The sequence below is a fragment of the Aquirufa esocilacus genome (genome assembly GCF_042715595.1).
Lineage (GTDB): Bacteria > Bacteroidota > Bacteroidia > Cytophagales > Spirosomataceae > Aquirufa > Aquirufa esocilacus.
The window spans coordinates 441,645-463,187 of record NZ_JBBKXX010000001.1 but is presented as its reverse complement, the minus strand read 5'-3'; the positions used below and the strand labels follow the sequence as shown (position 1 = coordinate 463,187).

Below are 21,543 nucleotides of genomic sequence, written 5' to 3'. Positions count from 1 at the left end.
TATTATTCGAATGCTTTGTTAATTAGGTTTGCTTGCTCTACGCCATGAACTTTCAAGAACCCAGTCGCTGGAGAAGCGGATTTTTTACGTGCTACTAAACCTTTGAATTTAGACCAGCCAAATTCACGGATCACATACGACCAGTAGCCCATGTTTTCCGGTTCTTCTTGCACGAAGAATACATCTGCGCCTTTGTATTTCGCTAATTCTGCGTCTACTTGCTTCGTAGGGAATGGGTGTAATTGTTCCAAACGTACAATCGCCACATCCTTGCGCTTATCTTTTTCTTGACGATCCAATAGATCGAAGTATACTTTGCCTGAGCAAAGTAATACCTTCTTCACTTTGGCCTTATCTGCATAACTATCACCGATCACCTCTTGGAATTTACCTTTCGTAAACTCTTCGATAGGCGAAACCACTTTCGGGTGACGGAAGATGGACTTAGGCGACATCACCACTAATGGCTTGCGGAAATCCCAAGTCAATTGACGACGTAAAGCGTGGAAAATATTCGCTGGCGTCGTTAAGTTCGCCACGATCATGTTGTTTTCGGCAGCTAACTGCAAGAAACGCTCTGGACGTGCATTCGAATGCTCTGGACCTTGTCCCTCATAACCGTGCGGCAATAACATCACTAAACCATTCTGTGTACCCCACTTCGATTCGTGAGATGAAACGAATTGGTCAATCATCGTTTGAGCGCCATTGGCGAAGTCACCAAACTGTGCTTCCCAGATAACTAGTGCATCTGGATTCGCTAAGGCATAACCAAACTCAAAACCTAAAACCCCATACTCAGAAAGTAAGGAGTTATAAATCTGCGCTTGCTCTTGACCCTCTTTGATGTGGTTTAACGAATTGTAGTTCTCATTCGTGTTCGCGTCGTGTAATACGACGTGACGGTGAGAGAACGTACCACGTTGCACATCTTGACCAGATAAACGTACTGGTTTGCCTTCTAAAAGAAGTGAACCATACGCTAATAATTCTGCCGTAGCCCAGTTTAATTGGCCTTTTTCGAAATATCCTTTGCGATCTGCAATCACTTTTTCGATTTGCTTTAAGGCAGTAAAACCTTTTGGCAATGAAGTCAAGGCCTTCGCTACTGAATCAATTACGTCTTTTGAGATCGCCGTTTTAGGAGATGAATCGAAATCCGTTTCGTTCGAGAAACGAAGTGCTGACCAGCGATTATCTAATTTCAAGGGAACATACGGTGGGCTCACTTTTTGCTTCACCATATCTAAACGAGCCTGTAATTCAGCTTTGAAAGCAGAATCCATTTCTTCGGCTAATTTAGCCTCAATCTCGCCGTTCTTGATTAATTGTTGTGTGTAAACCTCGCGTGGGTTTGGATGATTCGTGATGTTCGCATACAATGTAGGCTGCGTAAAACGAGGCTCATCTGATTCGTTGTGGCCATTACGACGGTAACAAACCATATCCACAAATACATCGCGGTTAAATTCTTGACGGTATTCTGCCGCCATACGAGACACAAATACCACCGCTTCTGGATCATCACCATTCACGTGGAATACAGGCGCATCGATGATTTTAGCCACATCCGTGCAATAAATCGCCGAACGAGCATCTTCAAAGTCTGTCGTAAAACCTACCTGGTTATTGATCACAAAGTGGATGGTTCCACCCGTTCCGTAACCCTTTAATTTCGCCATCTGAGTTACCTCATATACGATACCTTGACCGGCTACCGCCGCATCTCCGTGAATTAAAATAGGTAATACTTTATCGTAATCTCCGTTATAATGCGCATCTGCACTTGCACGGCAGAAACCCTCTACTAAGGGATTTACCGCTTCTAAGTGCGATGGATTAGGAGCTAATTTCAATGAAATCTCGCTTCCTTTTGGAGAAATATGCTTACTGGAATAACCTAAGTGGTATTTTACGTCACCGTCACCATGAATCTCATGAGGCACATTTCCTTCGAAACCATCAAAAATTGCTTCGTATGATTTGTGCATGATGTTTGCCAAAACGTTCAAACGACCTCTGTGCGCCATCCCGATCATCGCCTCTTTCACTCCCGCATCAGCTGCCACATTGATAATCGCATCTAAACCGGCGATAGTGGATTCACCACCTTCTAGGCCGAAACGTTTTTGGCCTAAATATTTTGTACCTAAGAAGTTCTCAAAAACAACGGCCTCATTCATCTTCTGAAGGATGTGCTTTTTCTCCTCAAACGTAGGCTTAAAAGAAAGTGCTTCCTTCTCGATTTTATTACGTAACCACTCTTTTTGCTGGACGTCGCGGATATACGAATATTCAAAACCCACTGAACCCGCATAGATTTTATGTAAAGCTGCTTGAATCGTGCGCAAAGTCACCGCTCCTAAACCCATGAAAGATCCCGCTTGGAAAACGGTATCTAAATCCGCATCAGACAACGAATAATCCGCCAAATCTAAACGTGGCTTACGATCCTTGCGCTCACGCACGGGGTTGGTTTTAGATAATAAGTGGCCTCTTGAACGGAATGCCTTAATCAATGAGATAACCGCCATTTCTTTCTGAACGTGGCTTGAATCAGCTGAAACAGCGCCCGCAGGAGCTCCTTCACCTAACCAGGTTTGAGAAAAGTCGAAACCTTTGAAGAAATCTCTCCAAGAGCTATCTACTGAATTGGGATCTTGTTTGTACGCCTCATACAAGTCAGCTATGACTTGCGTGTCGGCATTGGCTACGTAGGAAAATGGATCCATAAGTTAATTTTCTAGGCTTTAGGCCAAAGAAATGTTTCAATGTTTTGGTTTAGTACAATCTTAACAATCTATAAATGCTAAAATCTACGCAATTTACTATTTGCTCCGCAAAATACCCCTAATTTTTCATGGGTTTTTTAGCTATAAGTGCACAAATTTCTGAGGTTTTGTAACTAGTAGAAAAGAGCTTTTAAAAATCTTTAATAATTTCAATTTTTTCCTCTAAAATCACCAATAATTAGCCTATTGTTTTAAGGCCTAAATTGCCCTAATTTCCCCAGCCCAAAATCGAGGTCATAACGGAGGAAAATTTGATGAAAACCAGACGCTTCACTGGAAGTAGTCGAACCAAGTGTCGATACATTTTTACCCAGAAAATCATAGGAGTAGCCTACCCTGAAATTCAAACCTAGCGGTACCTCCAGCGAACCTAATAAAGCTGGATCACCAAACTCAGAACCCGTCTGCTGGTACCACAAACCAATACCTAGTTTTTCCTGGTACCAAAACACGGCATTAAAATCCACTTTCGTTTGCAGATCCTTTCGCAAAACGGTTCCCACTTTCAGTGTATGCAAATCACCCACCGGGAAATAATAGGACGCTTGCAAATATAGAGGCGCATCACCCAAGCCATCAAATCGATTAGTAGGCTTCGAAATTCCCACCATCAAGGCTTCTTTTCGATAGGTCGCCCCTATCCCGATACTCCCTAACAACTCACTAGAACCCGATTTGCCTAAAATAGGATATTGATTCACCCCAAGATTGACACCATAACTCAGTTGATTCCCTCTGCCCCAATACTCATGCTTAGAACCCACCACGGCTAATCCTAAATTCGATGAAATAATGCCAGAGGGAGTTGCATAGGATTGATCAGTATTGTAACCCAAAAAGCCTAAGCCCCAGCTCCCCTTTTGCAAAGGCATATCAATGCTCATCAACTGTTGTGAAGACGAGGCGCCGCCTATCGTCTGAAAAAGAGGTTTTTTGCGAAAGATCCCTTTGGCAGAAAAAATCTTCTGCGCTCCTGCATCCGCTGGATTAATGGCTAAGGGGAGAAATGGATAGGCCATCCGCAAAGATTCCTGCTGAGCATTTAATGATAATGAAAGGAATAAAAGTAAGACGAGTTTTTTCATAAAAACTGACAATGTGACACCTCCTGACGACTTGGAATTAAAATTGCAAAAGGTAGACCAAATTTAGGATTATTAATTTTAATAAATATGAAAGAAACAGGTAACATCTCCATTCACACCGAGAACATTTTCCCCATCATTAAGAAATTTCTCTATTCGGATCACGAGATTTTCCTTCGTGAGCTAGTTTCAAACGCCGTAGATGCGTCCCAAAAAATCAAGCGTTTAAGTTCCATTGGTGAATTTAACGGTGAATTAGGGGAGCTAAAGGTGAAAGTGAGTTTTGACAAAGACAAAAAGACGATCACAATTTCTGACAACGGTATCGGTATGACCGCAGAAGAAATCAAGAAATACATTAACCAAATCGCCTTCTCTGGAGCTACGGAATTCGTAGAGAAATACAAGGACCAAGGAGATGACAAAGGTATTATCGGACATTTTGGTCTAGGTTTCTATTCTGCCTTTATGGTGGCAAAAGAAGTAGAGATCATCTCTAAATCCTACCAAGAGGGTTCTGAGGCCGCTACTTGGAAGTGCGACGGTTCTACCGAATACACGATTGGATCAGCCAAAAAGAAAACGCGCGGAACAGATATCATCTTGCATATCGCAGAAGATTCAGAAGAGTTTTTAGAGGAGTTCAAATTAAAGTCGATCTTGGAGAAATACGGCAAATTCTTGCCGATTGAGATTGAGTTTGGCGATAAGGTGATCAATAATCCGAACCCGATTTGGACTAAATCTCCATCTGATTTAACAGACGAGGATTACTTGAAGTTCTACGAGGAATTATATCCATTCCAAGAGAAGCCCTTGTTCTGGATTCACTTAAATGTGGACTATCCGTTTAATTTGACGGGTATTTTATATTTCCCAAAAGTAAAGAACGAGATGCAATTGCAACGCGAAAAAATCTCCCTTTACAGCCGTCAGGTATTCATTACCGATGAGGTCAAAGACATCGTTCCTGAATTCTTGATGTTATTGCACGGGGTCATCGACTCACCCGATATTCCATTGAATGTGTCTCGCTCGTTCTTACAAGCAGATTCGAACGTGAAGAAAATCAATTCGTACATCACGAAGAAAGTAGCTGATAAGTTAGCTGAATTATTCAAATCGGATCGTCCTGCTTTCGAAGAGAAGTTCGCGAACATCGGTTTATTCATCAAATACGGAATGATCTCGGATGAGAAATTCTTAGAGAAAGCAAAAGATTTTTGTCTAGTTCAAGATACGAATAACAAGTATTTCACGTTAGACGAATACAGTGAAGAGGTGCAAGCTGCCCAAACAGACAAGGACGGAAACAAGATTTTCTTGTATACCACCGACGTCGAGCAACAAGATGCCTTTATTCAATCCGCCCAAAACAAAGGTTATTCAGTCATTAAATTGGATACCCTGATCGACAGCCACTTCATTAACACGATGGAGTCTAAATTAGAAAAGACGCAATGGAAGCGTGTAGATGCTGATGCGGTCGACAAATTAATTGATACAGGGATTACCCTAGAAGCGATTTTATCTGATGCTCAAAAAGAGAGCGTAAAGAAAGTCTTCGAAGAAACCCTGAATGACAAACAAAAAGTGGTAGCCGTAGAGGCAATGTCACCCGATGAATTACCTGCCATCGTCACTCAAAACGAGTTTATGCGCAGAATGAGTGATATGTCGAAGACCGGCGGTGGCGGTATGGGCATGTTTGGAGCTATGCCAAACACCTATAACATCACCATCAATGCAAACCACCCGTTGATTAGTAAACTAGCTGATTTGAAAGACGAGAGCGAACAAAAAGCGCTAGCGAAACAAATCTCTGACCTAGCTTTACTATCGCAAAATCTATTGACAGGAGCTGACTTAACAGCTTTCATTAAGAGAACAGTGGGAGGTTTTTAAGACACCTCTTTAAGGCAAATCAAAAGAGCCGCTAATTAAGCGGCTCTTTTTTTATTGTTTACGGACCATCAACTTCTTCGTCGCGACCGGCTTACCATCTACGAGGAGCTGGTACATATAAAGTCCACTATTCAATTCGCGTAAGGAAATTTTAGCACTACGATCTTCTTTATCCAATTCGACTTCCTTCACAACTAATCCTAATACATTATAAATCGCAATTTTAACCTCCTGATTCGTACCAGAAAATTGATAATCTACTTGAGCAAAATCAACGGCAGGATTAGGGTATAAATGAGAAACGAAAATGCGATCCCCTTGAAATAAGTAGGGGTCATTTTTAAATCCGAACAAGGTGGCTAGGATTAAAATTAAAGTGATATGTCGCAATACTATTTTCATTCTCAAATCGTTGAGACGAATTTAGTACAAATTCATATCTCTCTAAGCATTTTAAGGTTTTTTAACAAGTGTCTGATACTCAACTCGCTTGAGGATCGTTTGTAGGGTGGGCTTCTCTGAAATGCGCCAGCGGAAACCGTCTAATTCTTGCAGGTCACCTTTCCATTCTTTAGGAGGCACAAACTTCGCTTCAGGCTTCGTAATAAAGGCAATCTTCTTCACTTTGTTATCTTCAAAAAACAAGTTCATTCGACTACACTCTACCCTATTTAGGCCAGTGGTTACTTTTTTGTCATCGATGACATAATAAATACTTTCCCCATTCCCCTCTACATTCACCCGATTCAATTTAGAATCCTCCTTAAAATGCACCCATACTTTTCTGCCCTTTATTTGATTATAATGGTTCGCAGAATCAATGGAAATAACAAACGACTTGCCGCGCAAACGCATTTCCTTTAGTTTTTGGTTGCCCATAAACAAAGAAATCGAATCCGCTTGGGATTGAGAATCCTGGGTCCAAAGGATCGGTTTTTGGTAGAAATGTATAATCGAATCTTGCACATTATAACCTAATGAATCGCATCGGCCGGAAAGATCTGACTTATAAATGAGGACATTTTTATAGGCAAACAACTTACGAATGGAGTCCTTTTTAATGTTAATCGAAACGAGTGTATCTGCGGTCAAATACAAGGTGTCTTTTTCCATGATGTTCTGCATCCAAGCATGCCCATACACGCGGGTAACACCTGTTTTACCAGCATAACGACCATTATCACCTTTTAAAATCACCTTTTCTTTTTGGCTGATAAATTCCACTTTACCCTTTGCCACACCAATTTGGGTAGGTGAATCATAAAATAAAGTATCCGCTGTCAGAATATACTCATCCGTTTTTGCCGTGGAGCGACCTGTAAAATTAGACACTTTGGAAACCGTATTGTAAAAACCGCGACTAGTAATCACCGTATCTTTTTTCGTCACAATTTCAGTGGGTGCGATAAAAAAGGCTTCCTTTGAGAGCGTATTGTATTTCAATGAATCTGCTTTCACTGAGCCGCCCTCTTTGTCAATCACGCGTACTTTGTCTTTAAATAAAAAGTTTTTGGTAGTCGTATTATAGAACCCCTCTCGACTTGTTAAGGTGGATTTTTTATCTATAATTTTAGCTCCTGAATGGTAAATCGCCATTTTAGAGTTTAGATCGTAGTCAAGTTTAGGCGTATTCAAGATAATCGTATGGTCGTCTAATTTCACCCGACCGCTGATGTATGCCTGACGCATATTCCCATTATATAGTGCTGAATCACCCGTAATTGTCACCGTATCTGATTGAATGATGCGAACGTGACCATAAGCTTCCACATTATTCGTAGTTGAATTCAAGATGGCCTGATCACAAGAGAGTGTGGTAGTTCCTTGTTGTAATAAAACACGTCCTATTAGTGTCTTGCGCACAATTAATTCCTGTTGCATTCCATTCAAACTATCCGCCCGAATGACTTGCAAAAGCTGTCCTTGCGCCTGACTAAAAAACGACAGACTCAGAAGAAATACCAGGAAAATCCAACCTTTGTAACGCATCTTGAAATTGAATCACTAATTTCGTGACTCCATTGAATACGCAATTTACCATTTTTATGCTGGAAGATTTTATCCATTTTGTCCAAAAAGAGAATTTATTCCAACCCGATCAGAAAATTTTGATCGCCGTGAGTGGCGGAATTGATTCCATTGTATTGAGTAAACTCTTTTCTTTGGCCAAATTCAATTTCGGCATAGCCCACGTCAACTTCAGTCTTCGGGGCGAGGAATCGTTAGCGGACGAGGTTTTTGTAAAGAAATTCGCCAAAACCTTTAAGGTGCCCTACCACACCATCTGCTTCGACACAAACGCATTCGCTGCACAGGAAAAGATTTCTACCCAAATGGCCGCGCGCATTTTGCGCTACCAATGGTTCGAAGAAATTCGCGTGAAAGAGGGATACGATTTTATTGCGACGGGACACCACTTACTTGACAGCGCTGAAACGATGCTCATTAATTTAGTCAGAGGAACGGGGATCGCCGGTTTTCATGGTATTCCAATCAAATCAGGTAATTTAATACGACCTCTATCCTTTGCCAGCCAAGACGACATATTTGACTTTGTCGTATCCCATAAATTAGCTTGGCGTGAAGATTCATCGAATGGATCGACCAAGTACCAACGCAATTTTATTCGCCACGAAATTATGCCCAAGTTCCAAGAACTAAACGCAAATTTCGAGCAATCTCTAGCATCCACCAGCCAAAAAATAAAAGGCATCGAAGCCTGGATGCAGGCAGAGTTACAAGCCTTTGTAGACGATTTCTGTACTAGTGATACCACAGGAAATACAACGATTACAATACCGCCTACTTCGCCTAAAATCACCGTTATACTAACGGAGCTTTTACTCCGCTACCATTTCAATTCAACCTCTATTGAAGCTATTTTAAAAGCAGATAAAGTAGGAGCCATTTTTGAATCTCCAAGCCATATTTTAAATATCGATCGCGGACAATGGATTGTTAGTTTAAAAAGTCAAGCTGACTTCAAACCCATCGTCATCTCTGAGGATGATGAAGTTATTCAACTAGGAACCCAAGAATTACATATTTTCATCGAAGAAAGAACAGCTGACTGGAAAGCGATTACAGATCCAAATGTGGCCTGCCTAGATGCAGATACATTGGACTTTCCGCTTGAAATCCGAAAAGTACAGGATGGCGATTGGTTTTGCCCTTTAGGGATGAACCAAAAGAAGTTAATATCTGACTTCCTGACTGACAAGAAAGTTCCTTTAGCCATTAAAAAGAATACGCAAATACTACTTAGCAAAGGTTCAGTTGCTTGGATACTAGGGCAGCGAATCGACAATCGGAATAAGGTGACGGATAAGACAGAGTTGGTGGCGGTGTTTGAGTTAAAAGATTTAAAAACTACGATTTAAAATCTTTTAAAGCATAAAGAATAAAGCACAAAGAATAAAGATGGTATCCCATTCTGGGATAGTATTTGAAATGTTTCCTCCGGACTTCGGACTAATTTACTTCGAAATTTATTCTTTATGCTTTGTGCTCTATGCTTTATCGCAGATTATTAAAATAGCCGGAGGCTATTTTAATAATCTGCGATAAGCCTCCGTCCTAATCGGATCCAACATACTGAGGTAGGTAAAGGCTTGCTGGCGGTCAGCCGGAGGAGCTTCATCCAAAAGGGAAATGATTTCTTCTGATTTGGCATCAAAAAAGACACGAATACTTGCGGCACCAGGACGTAACGTATTGATCTGACGAATTGACTTTAATATTTCCAACATGCCTTTTCGGGCAGCGTCCGGATTTTCAGTCATTTTATCTAAATACAAACGATGATATTCGTAATAGACATCCCGCATCGGTTGTAGGTTTTGATTAATCAAGTTTTCCGAAACGCCCATTCTGCTGCGAACATCTGAGATGACACCCCAGCCTGAACCAGAATTTTGAGCTAGATTAGTTAGATTATTTAACTTCTGAACAAAAGGATCTCCACCTTTAGGTCCAAAAGAATCATATGAATAAGTTAATCCCAAATAAGCATAAAACGCCATCATCGAACTCAGATTATCAGAAAAACTGTTGTCATTATAGGTAATGGGGGTACCTAATTGGTACTTAAAGTTGAAATTCTTATCCACTAAATTCAACAAGACCGTCTCATATGAAGTGCCAAAAACCGGACGTAACACTTGAACACGCGCCGTGGCCTCGATGTCTCCCTGAGCAGAGGATTTCGTTAACAGTAAATTGATATTTAATTTGATTTTTTCTTCCGGCGCAAAATTATCAGATGACCATCTTCGGCCATTCATAAATTCCTGCATCGTTCTTTGTAATTCAGCGTAAACTTGAGAACCTCCACGCTGCTGATCGAGCTGAATTTGCTCGGTACTGATACTAATAGAAGTTAAAAGTTCTTGAGCTTGAACAGCCCAAGAACTTAAAAGGAATATCAACAGAAATCGTAGTGATTTCATGATCGATCTTTAAAATCAGATTGGATTAGTTTTCAGTTGTACCCTCTTCGCGGTTTCTGAAATCAACTTTATCAGCTAAAAAATCATCAATAGCTAAAGCAGATGGCTTAGGCATACGCTCATAGTACTTTGAGATTTCAATTTGCTCACGGTTCTCAAAAATCTCTTCCAAATTATCTACAGACGAAGCGAACTCAGATAATTTACCTGATAATTCTTCTTTCATCTTGCTTGAAATCTGACGAGCACGTTGTCCTACGATCGAAATTGATTCGTATACGTTACCAGTTTTAGCAGCGATCTTGTCTACATCACGTGTAATGATGGATGGATTTGTTGGTGTCTTAGACATCTCTATATAATTTAAGATTGCAAATTTAACGTTAATTTTTAAGAAATACTATTGCGGGCTCGTAGCAATTTTTGAAGTATTCGACTTCTCTTTTTCCTGCAATGCCTTGTATTCTGCTTCTAATTTGGCGATTCGGGTCACCTCATTTTGGCTTTCCGTATACCATTTTTCAGCTGTTTTTAAGAACGAACTTTGTGGGTATTTATCAATGAATTCTAAATAGAACTTCAATACTTCTTCGTAACGTTCCTTTTGTTTGAATTCGACAGTACTTTTTGCCAAATCAAACTGGGAAACCACCTTGAAATAAGCCATCTCCTCATTGTAATCAGAATCAGGGAAGTCGCGTTGGAAATTCGTAATCTCGATAACAGCTGATTTTAGCGAGGCAATATTAAATGGCGAGGTTTTATAGTACAACTTCGCCTTTTCATAGGCTTTCTTTTCTAATTTCTTTCGCAGATCCTTAATCATTAAACTGCAATCCTCGCGGTATTTTGAATCCGGATAATTGTTCAAATAACTCTGCAATTCATTAATAGCAGATAAAGTACCTGTTTGATCCAAATTAAAGTTAGGAGAATCCTTATACAACGAAAAAGCCGCCATATAGATAGATTCTTCCGCATATTCAGAACGAGAGAATACCTCTGAGAATCGCTTAAAATGGGTATTTGCTACGGTGTAATTCGCTAATTCGAAATCACACTTGGCCTGGTAAAAAGTAGCCATTTCCTGTGTAGAATCACCTGTCAACAAAGGCAATACCTCATCAAAAAGAATTCCTGCCTTATCAAAATCTTTCTTATTGTAGTAATCGACAGCCGCTTTATATTTCGTAGGTAAGTTTGCGCTCTTTCTGAACTTCTCAAACTTTCCACACGCACTTAAACCGATTAAGGCGATTAAACAAACTAATATTTTATTTTTCAAATTCATAAGCCCGCAAAGATACGTTTATTTTCTGAATTGTAGGTGATAGAGTTGCGCATATAAACCATCCAAAGACAATAATTCATCCTGCGTTCCACGTTCCTTAATTTCCCCTTTGTCCATCACTAAAATTTGGTCTGAATTCCGAATGGTAGACAGTCGATGGGCAATCACCACGGCCGTACGTCCTTTCATAAGGGTTGAAATCGCTTGCTGAATCAACACTTCCGTTTCAGAATCCACGGAAGAAGTAGCTTCATCTAAGACAATAATCTTCGGATTATGGACCAAAGCACGCACAAATGAAATCAACTGCCGTTGCCCCACACTTAACGTAGCACCACGTTCCTTGACCTCATAATCATAGCCACCTGGAAGTGAAAGAATAAAATCATGTACTCCCACTGCTTTTGCAGCTTCCTCCATCTTTTCTTTCGTAATGGATTCGTCCCCTAGATGAATATTGTACGCAATCGAGGAGCTAAACAAGAATACATCCTGCAAAACAACGGCAATATTTTTGCGCAAAGAACCTATTTCATACGAAGTCAATGGGACGCGATCGATATTAATTTCACCGCTTTGGCAATCGTATAAACGACCTAAAAGACCTATAATAGATGATTTACCCGCTCCCGTAGCTCCCACAATGGCACAGGTTTTACCCGCTTCCACCGTAAAGCTCACATTTTTAACTACCCATTCTGGCTCCTGGTACGCGAAACTAACATCCGAAAATTCAATTTTACCATCGATGTGATCCGCCTGAATGTTTCCATTATTTTGGATATAATCCGTCGAATCCAAGAGCGTCAATATACGTTCTGTCGATACAATACCCATTTGTAAGGTATTAAAGCGATCAGCCAACATACGAATAGGTCGGTAAAATAAGTTGATAAACATAATGAAAGCGGTCAAAGTACCCACTCCCATCTCCTCTTTCACGATATAAGTAGACGCTGCCCACACCACAAGCCCCGTTCCAATCGCTGCAATAACATCAGCTACCGGAAAAAAGACCGAATAGGCCAAAATACCTCGAATATTGGCATCGCGGTGCTCTTCATTAATGCGGTTAAATTTCGCTAATTCTTGCTTTTCGGCATGGAACATTTGAACGATTAACATTCCTGAAATATGTTCCTGTACAAATGAATTTAGATTTGCCACTGCCGTCCGAACTTCATTGAATGATTTCTTGATGTATTCCTTAAATACATAGGTCGAAAAGACCATAAAAGGAACTGTCGCAATGATGATCAAGGTCAAGCGCCAATCCGCATAAAACATCACTCCTAAAATCAGGAATAATTGCAGCAAATCACCCGCAATAGAAGCTAATCCCTCAGAAAACACATCATTCAGTGTTTCAATATCGGAGACTGTTCTTGTCACTAAACGACCAATAGGCGTCGCATCAAAAAAGGCTAATCGCAGATTAACGATCTTTTCATACAATTGAATACGAATATCACGGATGACGGTTTGGCCTAAATAACCAGCTAAATACGAGGTAGAAAACTGTAAACCAGTTTGCAATAAGAGCGCTCCTAGCATCCAACCGAGCATTCTCAATAAATCTGACTGAAAGGTCAATCCTAGGTAATTATCTAAGGTATAGCGTATAAGCAATGGTACAACAGGAGAAATTCCTGCCATACAGAGAATCAAAAAGACCAGAAACCAAAAGCGAAAACGATAGGGCTGAATAAAGCCATACAAACGTTTAATGATCAGAAAATCGAATGTTTTACCGGAATTAGCTTCTTTCACTGTTCATTTTATCGAGGGTGGAAGAGGCCGCACAAGTTCCACAGCCTTTGGCACAGTTGCCTGCATTCTTACCCCAAAACTGATTGTACACCAGGCGAACTAAATAAACGAGCGCCGCAGCAAATACCAAAAAGATGATCCCGTTTTCCATATTAATCAAACCACTTAGACTGCAAAGTTCCTAAAAATTCCGAGAATATGGGACCTGCACCAATAATTTCACCCGTAAAAATAACGTCTTGGCCACCCGAAAAATTGGTCACCATCCCACCAGCTTCTTCGATAATGATTTTACCTGCAGCGACATCCCAAGGCTTCAAATTTGCTTCAAAAAATCCCTCAAAACGCCCACAGGCCGTATAAGCTAAATCAATCGCCGCCGCACCCATGCGTCTTAAACCGTGCGAGGAACGCATAAGTTCCTTCAATAAATCTAAATAGCGGTCTTGGTAAGAGAAATCATAATAAGGAAATCCGGTAGCCAGTAAGGACTTAGAAAGCGAATTTTCAGTCGAAACTTGGATGGGTTTGCCATTCAAATGCGCTCCGTGTCCCTTTACCGCCGTAAATAATTCATCGCGATTCGGTTCATAGATTAAACCTAGAATGGGTTGTTTATTCAGGATTAAACCCACTGAAACCGCAAATACCGGTAATTTATGCAAGAAATTCGTGGTCCCATCTAAAGGGTCAATTACCCAATAGTAACCATCCCCTACTTCCTCGTAATTCGACGAAGTTTCCTCCGCGATAAAGGCCGCTTCCGGAAAAATAGCAGAAAGACCTTGTTTCAATTTCGCTTCAGCCTGCTGGTCTACAAACGAAACTAAATCATTTGTTCCTTTATAGATAATATCCGAACTCGTGAACTGCGATGATTGCTGCAGAATCCACTGGCCGGTCTCTCGAACCAGTTGCGAAGATTCTATCAACACATCGGTTAACGCTTTCATTATTTTTTAGCCACAGGTTTTACGCTTGCCAAAGGTCCTTTCAACCAATCCGCAATAATCTGTTGCGTCTCTTTCAAATACGTATCTTTCGCGTGCTTGTCTTTTTCTTTAGAAACCAACTTCGTGTCTTCCGTTTCAGCACCCGCCATCACTTCCATCACAGCCGCAGCCTCATCTGGTTTTTTCTTTTGGTCATCTAATTCCTTCTTGCGCTTATCGTATTGCAAGGCAATCGAATTCGTTTCCTTTAATTTCTTCCAACGCTCTAAATCCTCTTTCAATTTCAATAGTTCAGGCTTCGTTTTCAAGCGATTTTGGAAAGCTACTTGTAATGATTTAACGGTCGCTGGATTTACTTTTCCCGTCTTCGTAAACGTCGTAGAACGAATCATATCCCAAGGCAATGCACTTGGCTGAGAGCTTTCGCCAAACTCCTCAGCAGAAAAAGCAGATGGTAAAGCGAAATCTGGACTCACCCCTTTGTGCTGAGTAGAGCTTCCGGTAATGCGGTAGAATTTCTCCAAGGTGATTTTCAAGACACCTGGGTTTTCTTTCTCAGAACGAACGAAACGACTTAAATCTAACACGCTTTGAACGGTTCCTTTACCGTAAGATTGCTCCCCTACGATAATACCACGTTGATAGTCTTGAATCGCACCGGCAAAAATCTCAGACGCCGAGGCAGAGAAACGATTGATCAAAACAGCCATCGGGCCGTCGTAGACTAATTCCGGATTCTCGTCGTTTTCTTGTGTGATTTGACCGGTTGATTCCTTACGTTGTACCACTGGTCCAGACGTAATAAATAAGCCTGTTAAATCTACGGCTTCAATCAAGGATCCTCCGCCATTATTACGCAAGTCAATTAACAAAGCATCTATTCCCTCTTTCTTGAATTCCACTAAAAACTTGCGCACATCTGCCGAAGTCGATTTAAAGCCTGCCTCATTATTGCGAGCACCCTCGAAATCACGGTAGAACATGGGTATCGTGATTAAACCGATTTTGATGGTTTTGTCGCCTTGTTTTTGGAACAAAATCTCTTTCTTAGCTGTCTGCTCCTCTAATTTAATCTTCTCGCGCACAATACGCACTTCTGTGGTAGGCGAACCTGTTACACCGGAAGCGGGTAATATCTTTAAGCGAACCACTGTTCCTTTCGGGCCACGAATTAATTTCACCGCATCATCTGTAAACCAACCGATGATATCAACGAATTTGCCATCATCGCCTTGGGCAACACCCACAATACGATCTTTAGGATTCACTAGCTTGCTTCGGTAAGCTGGTCCACCTGGAACTAGGTCTACAATACCCACATAATCACCATCTAAACGAAGTGTGGCACCGATTCCTTCGAAGCTTTGGGACATATCCTTATTGAATTCCTCCGCCGCTTTCGGAATCATATAGGTCGTATGCGGATCAATACTTTCCGTGTAGGCATTCATAAAAATCTGGAACACATCCTCAGATTTCGTTTTCGCCATGTATTTTTCAGTACGCTTGTAGCGTTCCTTTAATTCACGAACAGACGTTGTATCCGCTTTACCCCCAATTTTCCAATCCAATAGTTGACGCTTCAAATCCTTACGCCAAAAATCATCTAATTCTGAAACCGACTTTGCCCAAGTCGCTTTCTCTCGATTAGGCTGATAGGACTCGTCTACGGTAAAATCTGCCGACTTATCTAACTGTGAGTGAATGAACGCATAGCGTGCTTTCATTCTTTTTTGGTAGACATTAAATATCTGAAACGCAGGAGTTAAATCCCCTAGATTAAGTGACTCATCAATAGCAAAACGGTACTTTTCTAACTCAGAAATATCATCTGCAATAAAAAATACTTTGTTCGGGTCCAATTGCTTGATATACGAATCAAAAATCTTCGAAGACAGCGAATCATTGACCGGCACCTTTCGGTAATGGTAATTACTTAAAATCTCAAAAACCTTACTTTCCACTTTACGTTGCAAAGCAGACGGCTGTAAATCACCCTCTTGGTAGTTCACCTGATTTTGCAGGTCTGAGCCATGCATAAACCAAACAACTAATAGGGATAAAGGAATAAAAATGGGAAGTATTTTCTTCATCGGTTTATTTTTCGATTTCTAACAACTCTACTTCAAATATTAAAGCAGAATATGGCTTGATAACTTGTCCTCCGCCACGTACGCCATAAGCCAAATACTCCGGAACAAACAATTTAAATTTCGAACCAACTGGCATTAATTGCAAAGCCTCAACCCAGCCTGGAATCACTCCTGTCACTGGAAACGAAATAGGTTCGCCTCGTTGAACGGAAGAGTCAAATACCGTACCATCGATTAAAGTACCATGGTAATGTGTTTTCACTTTATCTGTCGCTACTGGCTTGGGGCCCGTGCCTAATTTGATGATTTTGTATTGCAAACCTGATTCTGATACGATAACAGAATCTTTCTTTTTGTTTTCTGCCAAAAACTTCTCTCCCGCCTCTTTATTCGGCAAAAATTCTTTCGATTTTTCTAGAGAAAGTGCTTCTTGATTTTTCATCATATAGGCAGAAACAACGTTTTGACACTCTTGTTCTGTCATTTTCAACGCGCCACCTCGGGTAGCTGCCTCGAAACCTTTGGCCACCATCGCTGGATTCAAGGTCACTTTTTGAGATTTAAAATTTTGAGCAACTAACACACCCACGGCATAAGAAACGGAATCAACTTCATTCGCAAATTCTTTCACAGGCACTTTTGTCAGCGAAATAGTTAATTTAGGCTTTGTAGTAGGCTTAGGTTTTGATTTAGTTTGCGCCAAAGTAGATAAAGACACAAGACAAGTCAGAATGGCAAGTAATTTAATTTTCATATTTCGTGTTAATTTAATGTCAAAAGAAAGCCTCGAAGATACAGAAAAAAGCCTCTCTTTCAAGAATTTTAACGGCATTTAACACGTGTAAATTATTTGTCAAAATAACGTTCTTTAAAAAGTCTTATGATTATCGTCTTTTTTTTGAATAAATCATGGGATTATTCAAATTTCATGACTAATTTTGCACCCGAAATTTGATTCAAAATAAATAGTTTAAAAATCAGTTTATAAATTAATAAACCCCTCCATTTTATATGGCATCAGTAAGACCAGATGAAGTTTCAGCCATTTTACGGGAACAATTATCCCAAGCTAAAACTGTCGCAGAACTAGAAGAAGTAGGTACCGTACTCCAAGTGGGTGATGGTGTGGCACGTATTTACGGCCTATCTAACGTACAAGCAGGTGAATTGATCGTTTTTGAAAACGGTCTAAAAGCACTAGCCTTGAACTTAGAAGAGGATAACGTAGGTGCTGTATTATTAGGAGACTCTAGCTCAGTAAAGGAGGGGGATACCGTAAAAAGAACCAACTTAATCGCCTCTGTTAAAGTAGGTGACGGAATCTTAGGTCGTGTCGTTAACACGTTAGGGGAACCTATCGATGGAAACGGTCCTATCTCAGGTGATTTATACGAGATGCCTTTGGAGCGTAAAGCACCCGGAGTAATCTTCCGTCAACCCGTTACAGAACCATTACAATCAGGTATAAAAGCGATTGATGCAATGATCCCAGTAGGTCGCGGACAACGTGAGCTAGTAATCGGTGACCGTCAAACAGGTAAAACAGCGGTTTGTATCGATACAATCATTAATCAAAAAGAATTTTACGATAAAGGAGAACCCGTTTTCTGTATCTATGTAGCGATTGGTCAAAAAGCTTCCACTGTGAAGCAAATTGAGCAAACTTTGCGTAAAGCAGGTGCGATGGATTACACCGTTGTTGTTTCAGCTTCAGCAGGTGATCCAGCTCCGATGCAATTCTACGCTCCCTTTACAGGTGCAGCAATCGGTGAATTCTTCCGTGATACAGGTCGTCCAGCTTTAGTCGTTTATGATGACTTATCGAAGCAAGCGGTAGCTTACCGTGAAGTTTCACTATTATTACGTCGTCCACCAGGACGTGAGGCGTATCCAGGTGACGTTTTCTACCTTCACTCTCGTTTATTAGAGCGTGCAGCGAAGATTAACAACTCGGATGAGATCGCTCGTAATATGAATGACTTACCAGAATCGATCAAACACTTAGTGAAAGGTGGCGGTAGCTTAACAGCTCTTCCGATCATCGAAACACAAGCGGGTGACGTTTCGGCTTACATTCCTACGAACGTAATTTCGATCACCGATGGTCAAATCTTCTTAGAAACAAACTTGTTCAACGCAGGTATTCGTCCAGCGATTAACGTAGGTATCTCGGTATCTCGTGTGGGTGGTAACGCGCAGATCAAGTCAATGAAGAAAGTGGCTGGTACATTAAAATTAGATCAAGCTCAATTCCGTGAATTAGAGGCCTTCTCTAAATTCGGATCTGACTTAGATGCTTCGACTAAATTAACGATCGATCGTGGTCGCCGTAACTTAGAAATGTTAAAGCAACCTCAATTCGCACCACAACGTGTAGAGGAGCAAGTTGCGATGATTTATTTAGCTACAACTGGTAACTTAGATAACGTTCCAGTAGAAAAAGTTCGTGAATTCGAACAAGATTTCATTCAAGTATTACGTGCGACAGAAAATGATACGTTAGTAGCATTAGGTCAAGGGAAATACGATGATGCCTTAACCGCTACCTTGAAGCGTGTGGGTAATGAAGTAGCAGCTAAGTACAAAGCATAAAATTAGAATACTATGGCTTCCTTAAAAGAAGTAAGAAATAGAATTGTATCCGTTAACTCGACGCAACAAATCACGAAAGCCATGAAAATGGTTTCCGCGGCTAAGTTGCGTCGTGCTCAGGATGCAATCCACCAAATGCGCCCTTACGCTCAGAAATTAGCGGAAATGATTGCAACGGTTTCTGCTCAAACAGAGGCAGGCGCAGAGAATCCTTTCACAGAAGTGCGTGAGATTAAACGTGCATTAATCATTGTAGTAACGTCTGATCGTGGACTTTGCGGCGCATTCAATGCGAACGTAGGAAAAGCGACGATGGCTTTAGTACAAGAGAAATATGCAGACTTGAACGCAGCTGGGAATGTGGAGATTTTGGCCTTAGGAAAAAAAGGAGGAGAATACCTTTCTCGTCGTGGATTTAAAGTGAATGAGGCTCACGCTGACATTTTCACTCGATTGAATTTTACGAATGTACGCGAAATCGGTGAAGTAGTTTTAAATGCCTTCACAGAGAAGCAATTCGATGTAGTAGAGGTTCTTTTCAACTATTCGAAAAACGTAGCGACTCAAATCATCCAAACAGAACAATTACTTCCTTTAGTAGCCTCAGAATCAGGCGAAAAAGCAAGTTCTGTTGATTACATTTTTGAACCATCTGAGGAAGAAATCATTTCTGAATTAATTCCAAAGTCAATCAAATTATCTATCTTCCGTGCCTTATTGGAATCGAATTCTTCTGAACACGGTGCACGTATGACAGCGATGGATAAAGCGACTGATAACGCAGGTGAATTAATTAAAGCATTGAAATTAGAGTACAACCGTTCACGTCAAGCAGCCATTACGAAGGAAATCTTAGAGATCGTAGGGGGTGCAGAAGCGCTAAACGCATAAGTATAACAGCTTACCTAACAAGAAAGCCTTTCTTCGCAGAAAGGCTTTTTTTAGCTAAAATGAAAAATAACGTAGTACACAGTACGGATGAGGAACAAGAAACCGCGGTCTTAGTCGCAGTCACTTCCCAAAAGCAAAATGCCGAACAAACGGCTGAATACCTCGCGGAATTAGCTTTTCTAGCTTCTACCTCAGGCGTGATAACGCTACACAGTTTTACCCAAAACCTAGCGAAACCAGACAACAAGACCTACGTGGGAAAGGGAAAGTTTGAGGATATCATGGCCTACGTTATCGAAAAAGACGTGGACATGCTCATCTTTGACGACGACTTAAGTCCCTCACAAGTCCGCAACATCGAATTTAACATCCAGGAATATGGAAAAGAGGTCAAAGTTCTCGATCGCAGTTTGTTGATCTTGAATATTTTTGCCCAAAGAGCCCAAACCGTTCAAGCCCGCACCCAAGTAGAACTCGCGCAATACCAATATATGTTGCCGCGACTAACCCGGATGTGGTCTCACCTTTCCAAACAACGTGGCGGTGTAGGTATGCGTGGTCCCGGTGAAAAGGAATTAGAAACAGATAGACGTATTGCAAACGATAGAATCGCTTTCCTAAAGGACAAATTAGAGGCCATTGACAAGCAATCCTACACGCAACGCAAGAACCGCGACCGCATGGTCCGTGTTTCCTTAGTAGGATATACGAACGTGGGCAAGTCTACTTTGATGCAAAAACTAGCTAAAACAGATGTTTTCGCTGAAAATAAATTATTCGCCACCGTGGACTCCACCGTCCGTAAAGTGGTTTGGGAGGGTATTCCGTTCTTATTAACGGATACCGTAGGTTTCATTCGCAAGCTCCCTACCCTATTGATCGAATCCTTCAAATCTACCTTAGATGAAGTGCGTGAGGCGGATGTGTTATTGCACGTGGTAGATATTTCCCACCCAAATTTTGAGGAACAAATCGAGGTCGTTCAGGGTATTTTAAATGAAATGGGCGTAGGTGACAAACCAACTATCTTAGTCTTCAACAAAATTGACCTCTTCCCCGTCGAAGATATTTTCTTCGAAGGATCCGAAGTAGGCATAGACGGCGAGCCCGAATTGAGTAAAATGGACCGAGTAACTGCCTTTTTAAAACGTACCCATTGGAAAACGAATACCCCTAAAACCGTTTTCATCTCAGCAGAACAACGCAGCAACTTAGCGGAACTTCGGGAGACGATTATGGACATGCTGAAAGATAAGCACATGCAGATTTTCCCTAACTGGCTGGAGGGAAATCACTTGATGGGGCATAGTGATGGGTATACTCCTGAAGGAGAGTAGAGATAATAGATTAGAGATAATAGAGTAGAGAGTAGAGATATTGGCGCTGTAGTTCAACGGATAGAATAGGCGTTTCCTAAACGCTAGATCCGGGTTCGATTCCCGGCGGGGCCACCCAGAGGGAAGCAGAAGAGCGCCCCTTCTAAACGCTAGAGACGGCCGGGGTCGCGCTCGACTCGATTCCCGGCGGGGCCACATGACGCGAAGCGTCAGTCCGGAGGGAATGAGTCCGGAGGACGAAAAGAAGAGAGCGCACCTTCTAAACGCTAGAGACGGCCGGGGTCGCGCTCGACTCGATTCCCAGCGGGGCCACATGACGCGAAGCGTCAGTCCGGAGGAAATGAGTCCGGAGGACGAAAAGAAGAGAGCGCACCTTCTAAACGCTC

The 21,543-nt window shown here is 41.3% G+C and carries 17 protein-coding genes and 1 tRNA gene; 6 read left to right on the top strand and 12 right to left on the bottom strand.

Features of this window, described 5'->3' with window-relative positions; translation table 11 throughout:
- Positions 1–2: 2 nt before the first annotated feature.
- The gene (locus SKC37_RS01925) at positions 3–2,732 is read right to left on the bottom strand and encodes a 2-oxoglutarate dehydrogenase E1 component (protein WP_377979847.1); all 2,730 of its coding nucleotides are present in this window, start codon (positions 2,730–2,732) and stop codon (positions 3–5) included.
- Positions 2,733–2,983: 251 nt separating this feature from the next.
- Positions 2,984–3,877 carry a type IX secretion system membrane protein PorP/SprF gene (locus SKC37_RS01920; protein WP_377979846.1) on the bottom strand — a complete coding sequence of 298 codons (894 nt, stop codon included), beginning with the start codon at positions 3,875–3,877 and terminating at the stop codon, positions 2,984–2,986.
- 87 nt (positions 3,878–3,964) lie between these two features.
- Between SKC37_RS01920 and htpG the strand changes: the two genes are divergently transcribed.
- Complete coding sequence (gene htpG, locus SKC37_RS01915) at positions 3,965–5,782, top strand: molecular chaperone HtpG (RefSeq protein WP_377979845.1); 1,818 nt, start codon at positions 3,965–3,967, stop codon at positions 5,780–5,782.
- A 51-nt stretch (positions 5,783–5,833) separates the two neighbouring features.
- On the opposite strand, the gene SKC37_RS01910 is transcribed toward htpG, so the two are convergent.
- Both SKC37_RS01910 and SKC37_RS01905 read right to left on the bottom strand, forming a co-directional pair.
- Positions 5,834–6,184, bottom strand: a complete 351-nt coding sequence (locus SKC37_RS01910; protein ID WP_377979844.1) for a T9SS type A sorting domain-containing protein — start codon at positions 6,182–6,184, stop codon at positions 5,834–5,836.
- 51 nt (positions 6,185–6,235) lie between these two features.
- Positions 6,236–7,771, bottom strand: coding sequence for an OstA-like protein (locus tag SKC37_RS01905; protein WP_377979843.1), 1,536 nt, complete (start codon positions 7,769–7,771; stop codon positions 6,236–6,238).
- Positions 7,772–7,827: 56 nt separating this feature from the next.
- On the opposite strand from SKC37_RS01905, the gene tilS reads away from it, so the two are divergent.
- Positions 7,828–9,162 (top strand): tRNA lysidine(34) synthetase TilS, encoded by a 1,335-nt coding sequence (tilS, locus tag SKC37_RS01900; RefSeq protein WP_377979842.1) that lies wholly within the window; start codon positions 7,828–7,830, stop codon positions 9,160–9,162.
- A 165-nt stretch (positions 9,163–9,327) separates the two neighbouring features.
- Here tilS and porD read toward each other — a convergent pair whose 3' ends face one another.
- The 8 genes from porD to SKC37_RS01860 are packed head-to-tail and all read right to left on the bottom strand — an operon-like array spanning position 9,328 to position 17,091.
- Positions 9,328–10,230 carry a type IX secretion system protein PorD gene (gene porD, locus SKC37_RS01895; protein WP_377979841.1) on the bottom strand — a complete coding sequence of 301 codons (903 nt, stop codon included), beginning with the start codon at positions 10,228–10,230 and terminating at the stop codon, positions 9,328–9,330.
- Between the two features lie 25 nt (positions 10,231–10,255).
- Positions 10,256–10,582, bottom strand: a complete 327-nt coding sequence (locus SKC37_RS01890; protein ID WP_130896211.1) for a DNA-directed RNA polymerase subunit omega — start codon at positions 10,580–10,582, stop codon at positions 10,256–10,258.
- A gap of 48 nt (positions 10,583–10,630) precedes the next feature.
- The gene (locus SKC37_RS01885; protein ID WP_377979840.1) at positions 10,631–11,515 is read right to left on the bottom strand and encodes an outer membrane protein assembly factor BamD; all 885 of its coding nucleotides are present in this window, start codon (positions 11,513–11,515) and stop codon (positions 10,631–10,633) included.
- A 24-nt stretch (positions 11,516–11,539) separates the two neighbouring features.
- Positions 11,540–13,291, bottom strand: coding sequence for an ABC transporter ATP-binding protein (locus SKC37_RS01880; RefSeq protein ID WP_377979839.1), 1,752 nt, complete (start codon positions 13,289–13,291; stop codon positions 11,540–11,542).
- Positions 13,278–13,442 (bottom strand): FeoB-associated Cys-rich membrane protein, encoded by a 165-nt coding sequence (locus SKC37_RS01875; RefSeq protein ID WP_377979838.1) that lies wholly within the window; start codon positions 13,440–13,442, stop codon positions 13,278–13,280. The genes SKC37_RS01880 and SKC37_RS01875 overlap by 14 nt, the downstream gene beginning before the upstream one ends.
- A 1-nt stretch (position 13,443) precedes the next feature.
- Entirely contained in the window at positions 13,444–14,244 is an 801-nt protein-coding gene (locus SKC37_RS01870) for an inositol monophosphatase family protein (protein ID WP_377979837.1), read from the bottom strand.
- The gene (locus tag SKC37_RS01865) at positions 14,244–16,337 is read right to left on the bottom strand and encodes a carboxy terminal-processing peptidase (protein ID WP_377979836.1); all 2,094 of its coding nucleotides are present in this window, start codon (positions 16,335–16,337) and stop codon (positions 14,244–14,246) included. Before SKC37_RS01865 ends, SKC37_RS01870 begins: the two co-directional genes overlap by 1 nt.
- Positions 16,338–16,341: 4 nt before the next feature.
- Entirely contained in the window at positions 16,342–17,091 is a 750-nt protein-coding gene (locus SKC37_RS01860; protein WP_377979835.1) for an FKBP-type peptidyl-prolyl cis-trans isomerase, read from the bottom strand.
- A 257-nt stretch (positions 17,092–17,348) separates the two neighbouring features.
- On the opposite strand from SKC37_RS01860, the gene atpA reads away from it, so the two are divergent.
- From atpA to SKC37_RS01840, 4 genes are all read left to right on the top strand, one after another.
- Positions 17,349–18,929 carry a F0F1 ATP synthase subunit alpha gene (atpA, locus tag SKC37_RS01855; RefSeq protein WP_377979834.1) on the top strand — a complete coding sequence of 527 codons (1,581 nt, stop codon included), beginning with the start codon at positions 17,349–17,351 and terminating at the stop codon, positions 18,927–18,929.
- A gap of 12 nt (positions 18,930–18,941) precedes the next feature.
- Positions 18,942–19,820 (top strand): ATP synthase F1 subunit gamma, encoded by an 879-nt coding sequence (gene atpG, locus SKC37_RS01850; protein WP_377979833.1) that lies wholly within the window; start codon positions 18,942–18,944, stop codon positions 19,818–19,820.
- 59 nt (positions 19,821–19,879) lie between these two features.
- Positions 19,880–21,157, top strand: a complete 1,278-nt coding sequence (hflX, locus tag SKC37_RS01845; RefSeq protein ID WP_377979832.1) for a GTPase HflX — start codon at positions 19,880–19,882, stop codon at positions 21,155–21,157.
- Between the two features lie 41 nt (positions 21,158–21,198).
- Positions 21,199–21,275 (top strand) — tRNA-Arg (locus SKC37_RS01840).
- Positions 21,276–21,543: the final 268 nt, after the last annotated feature.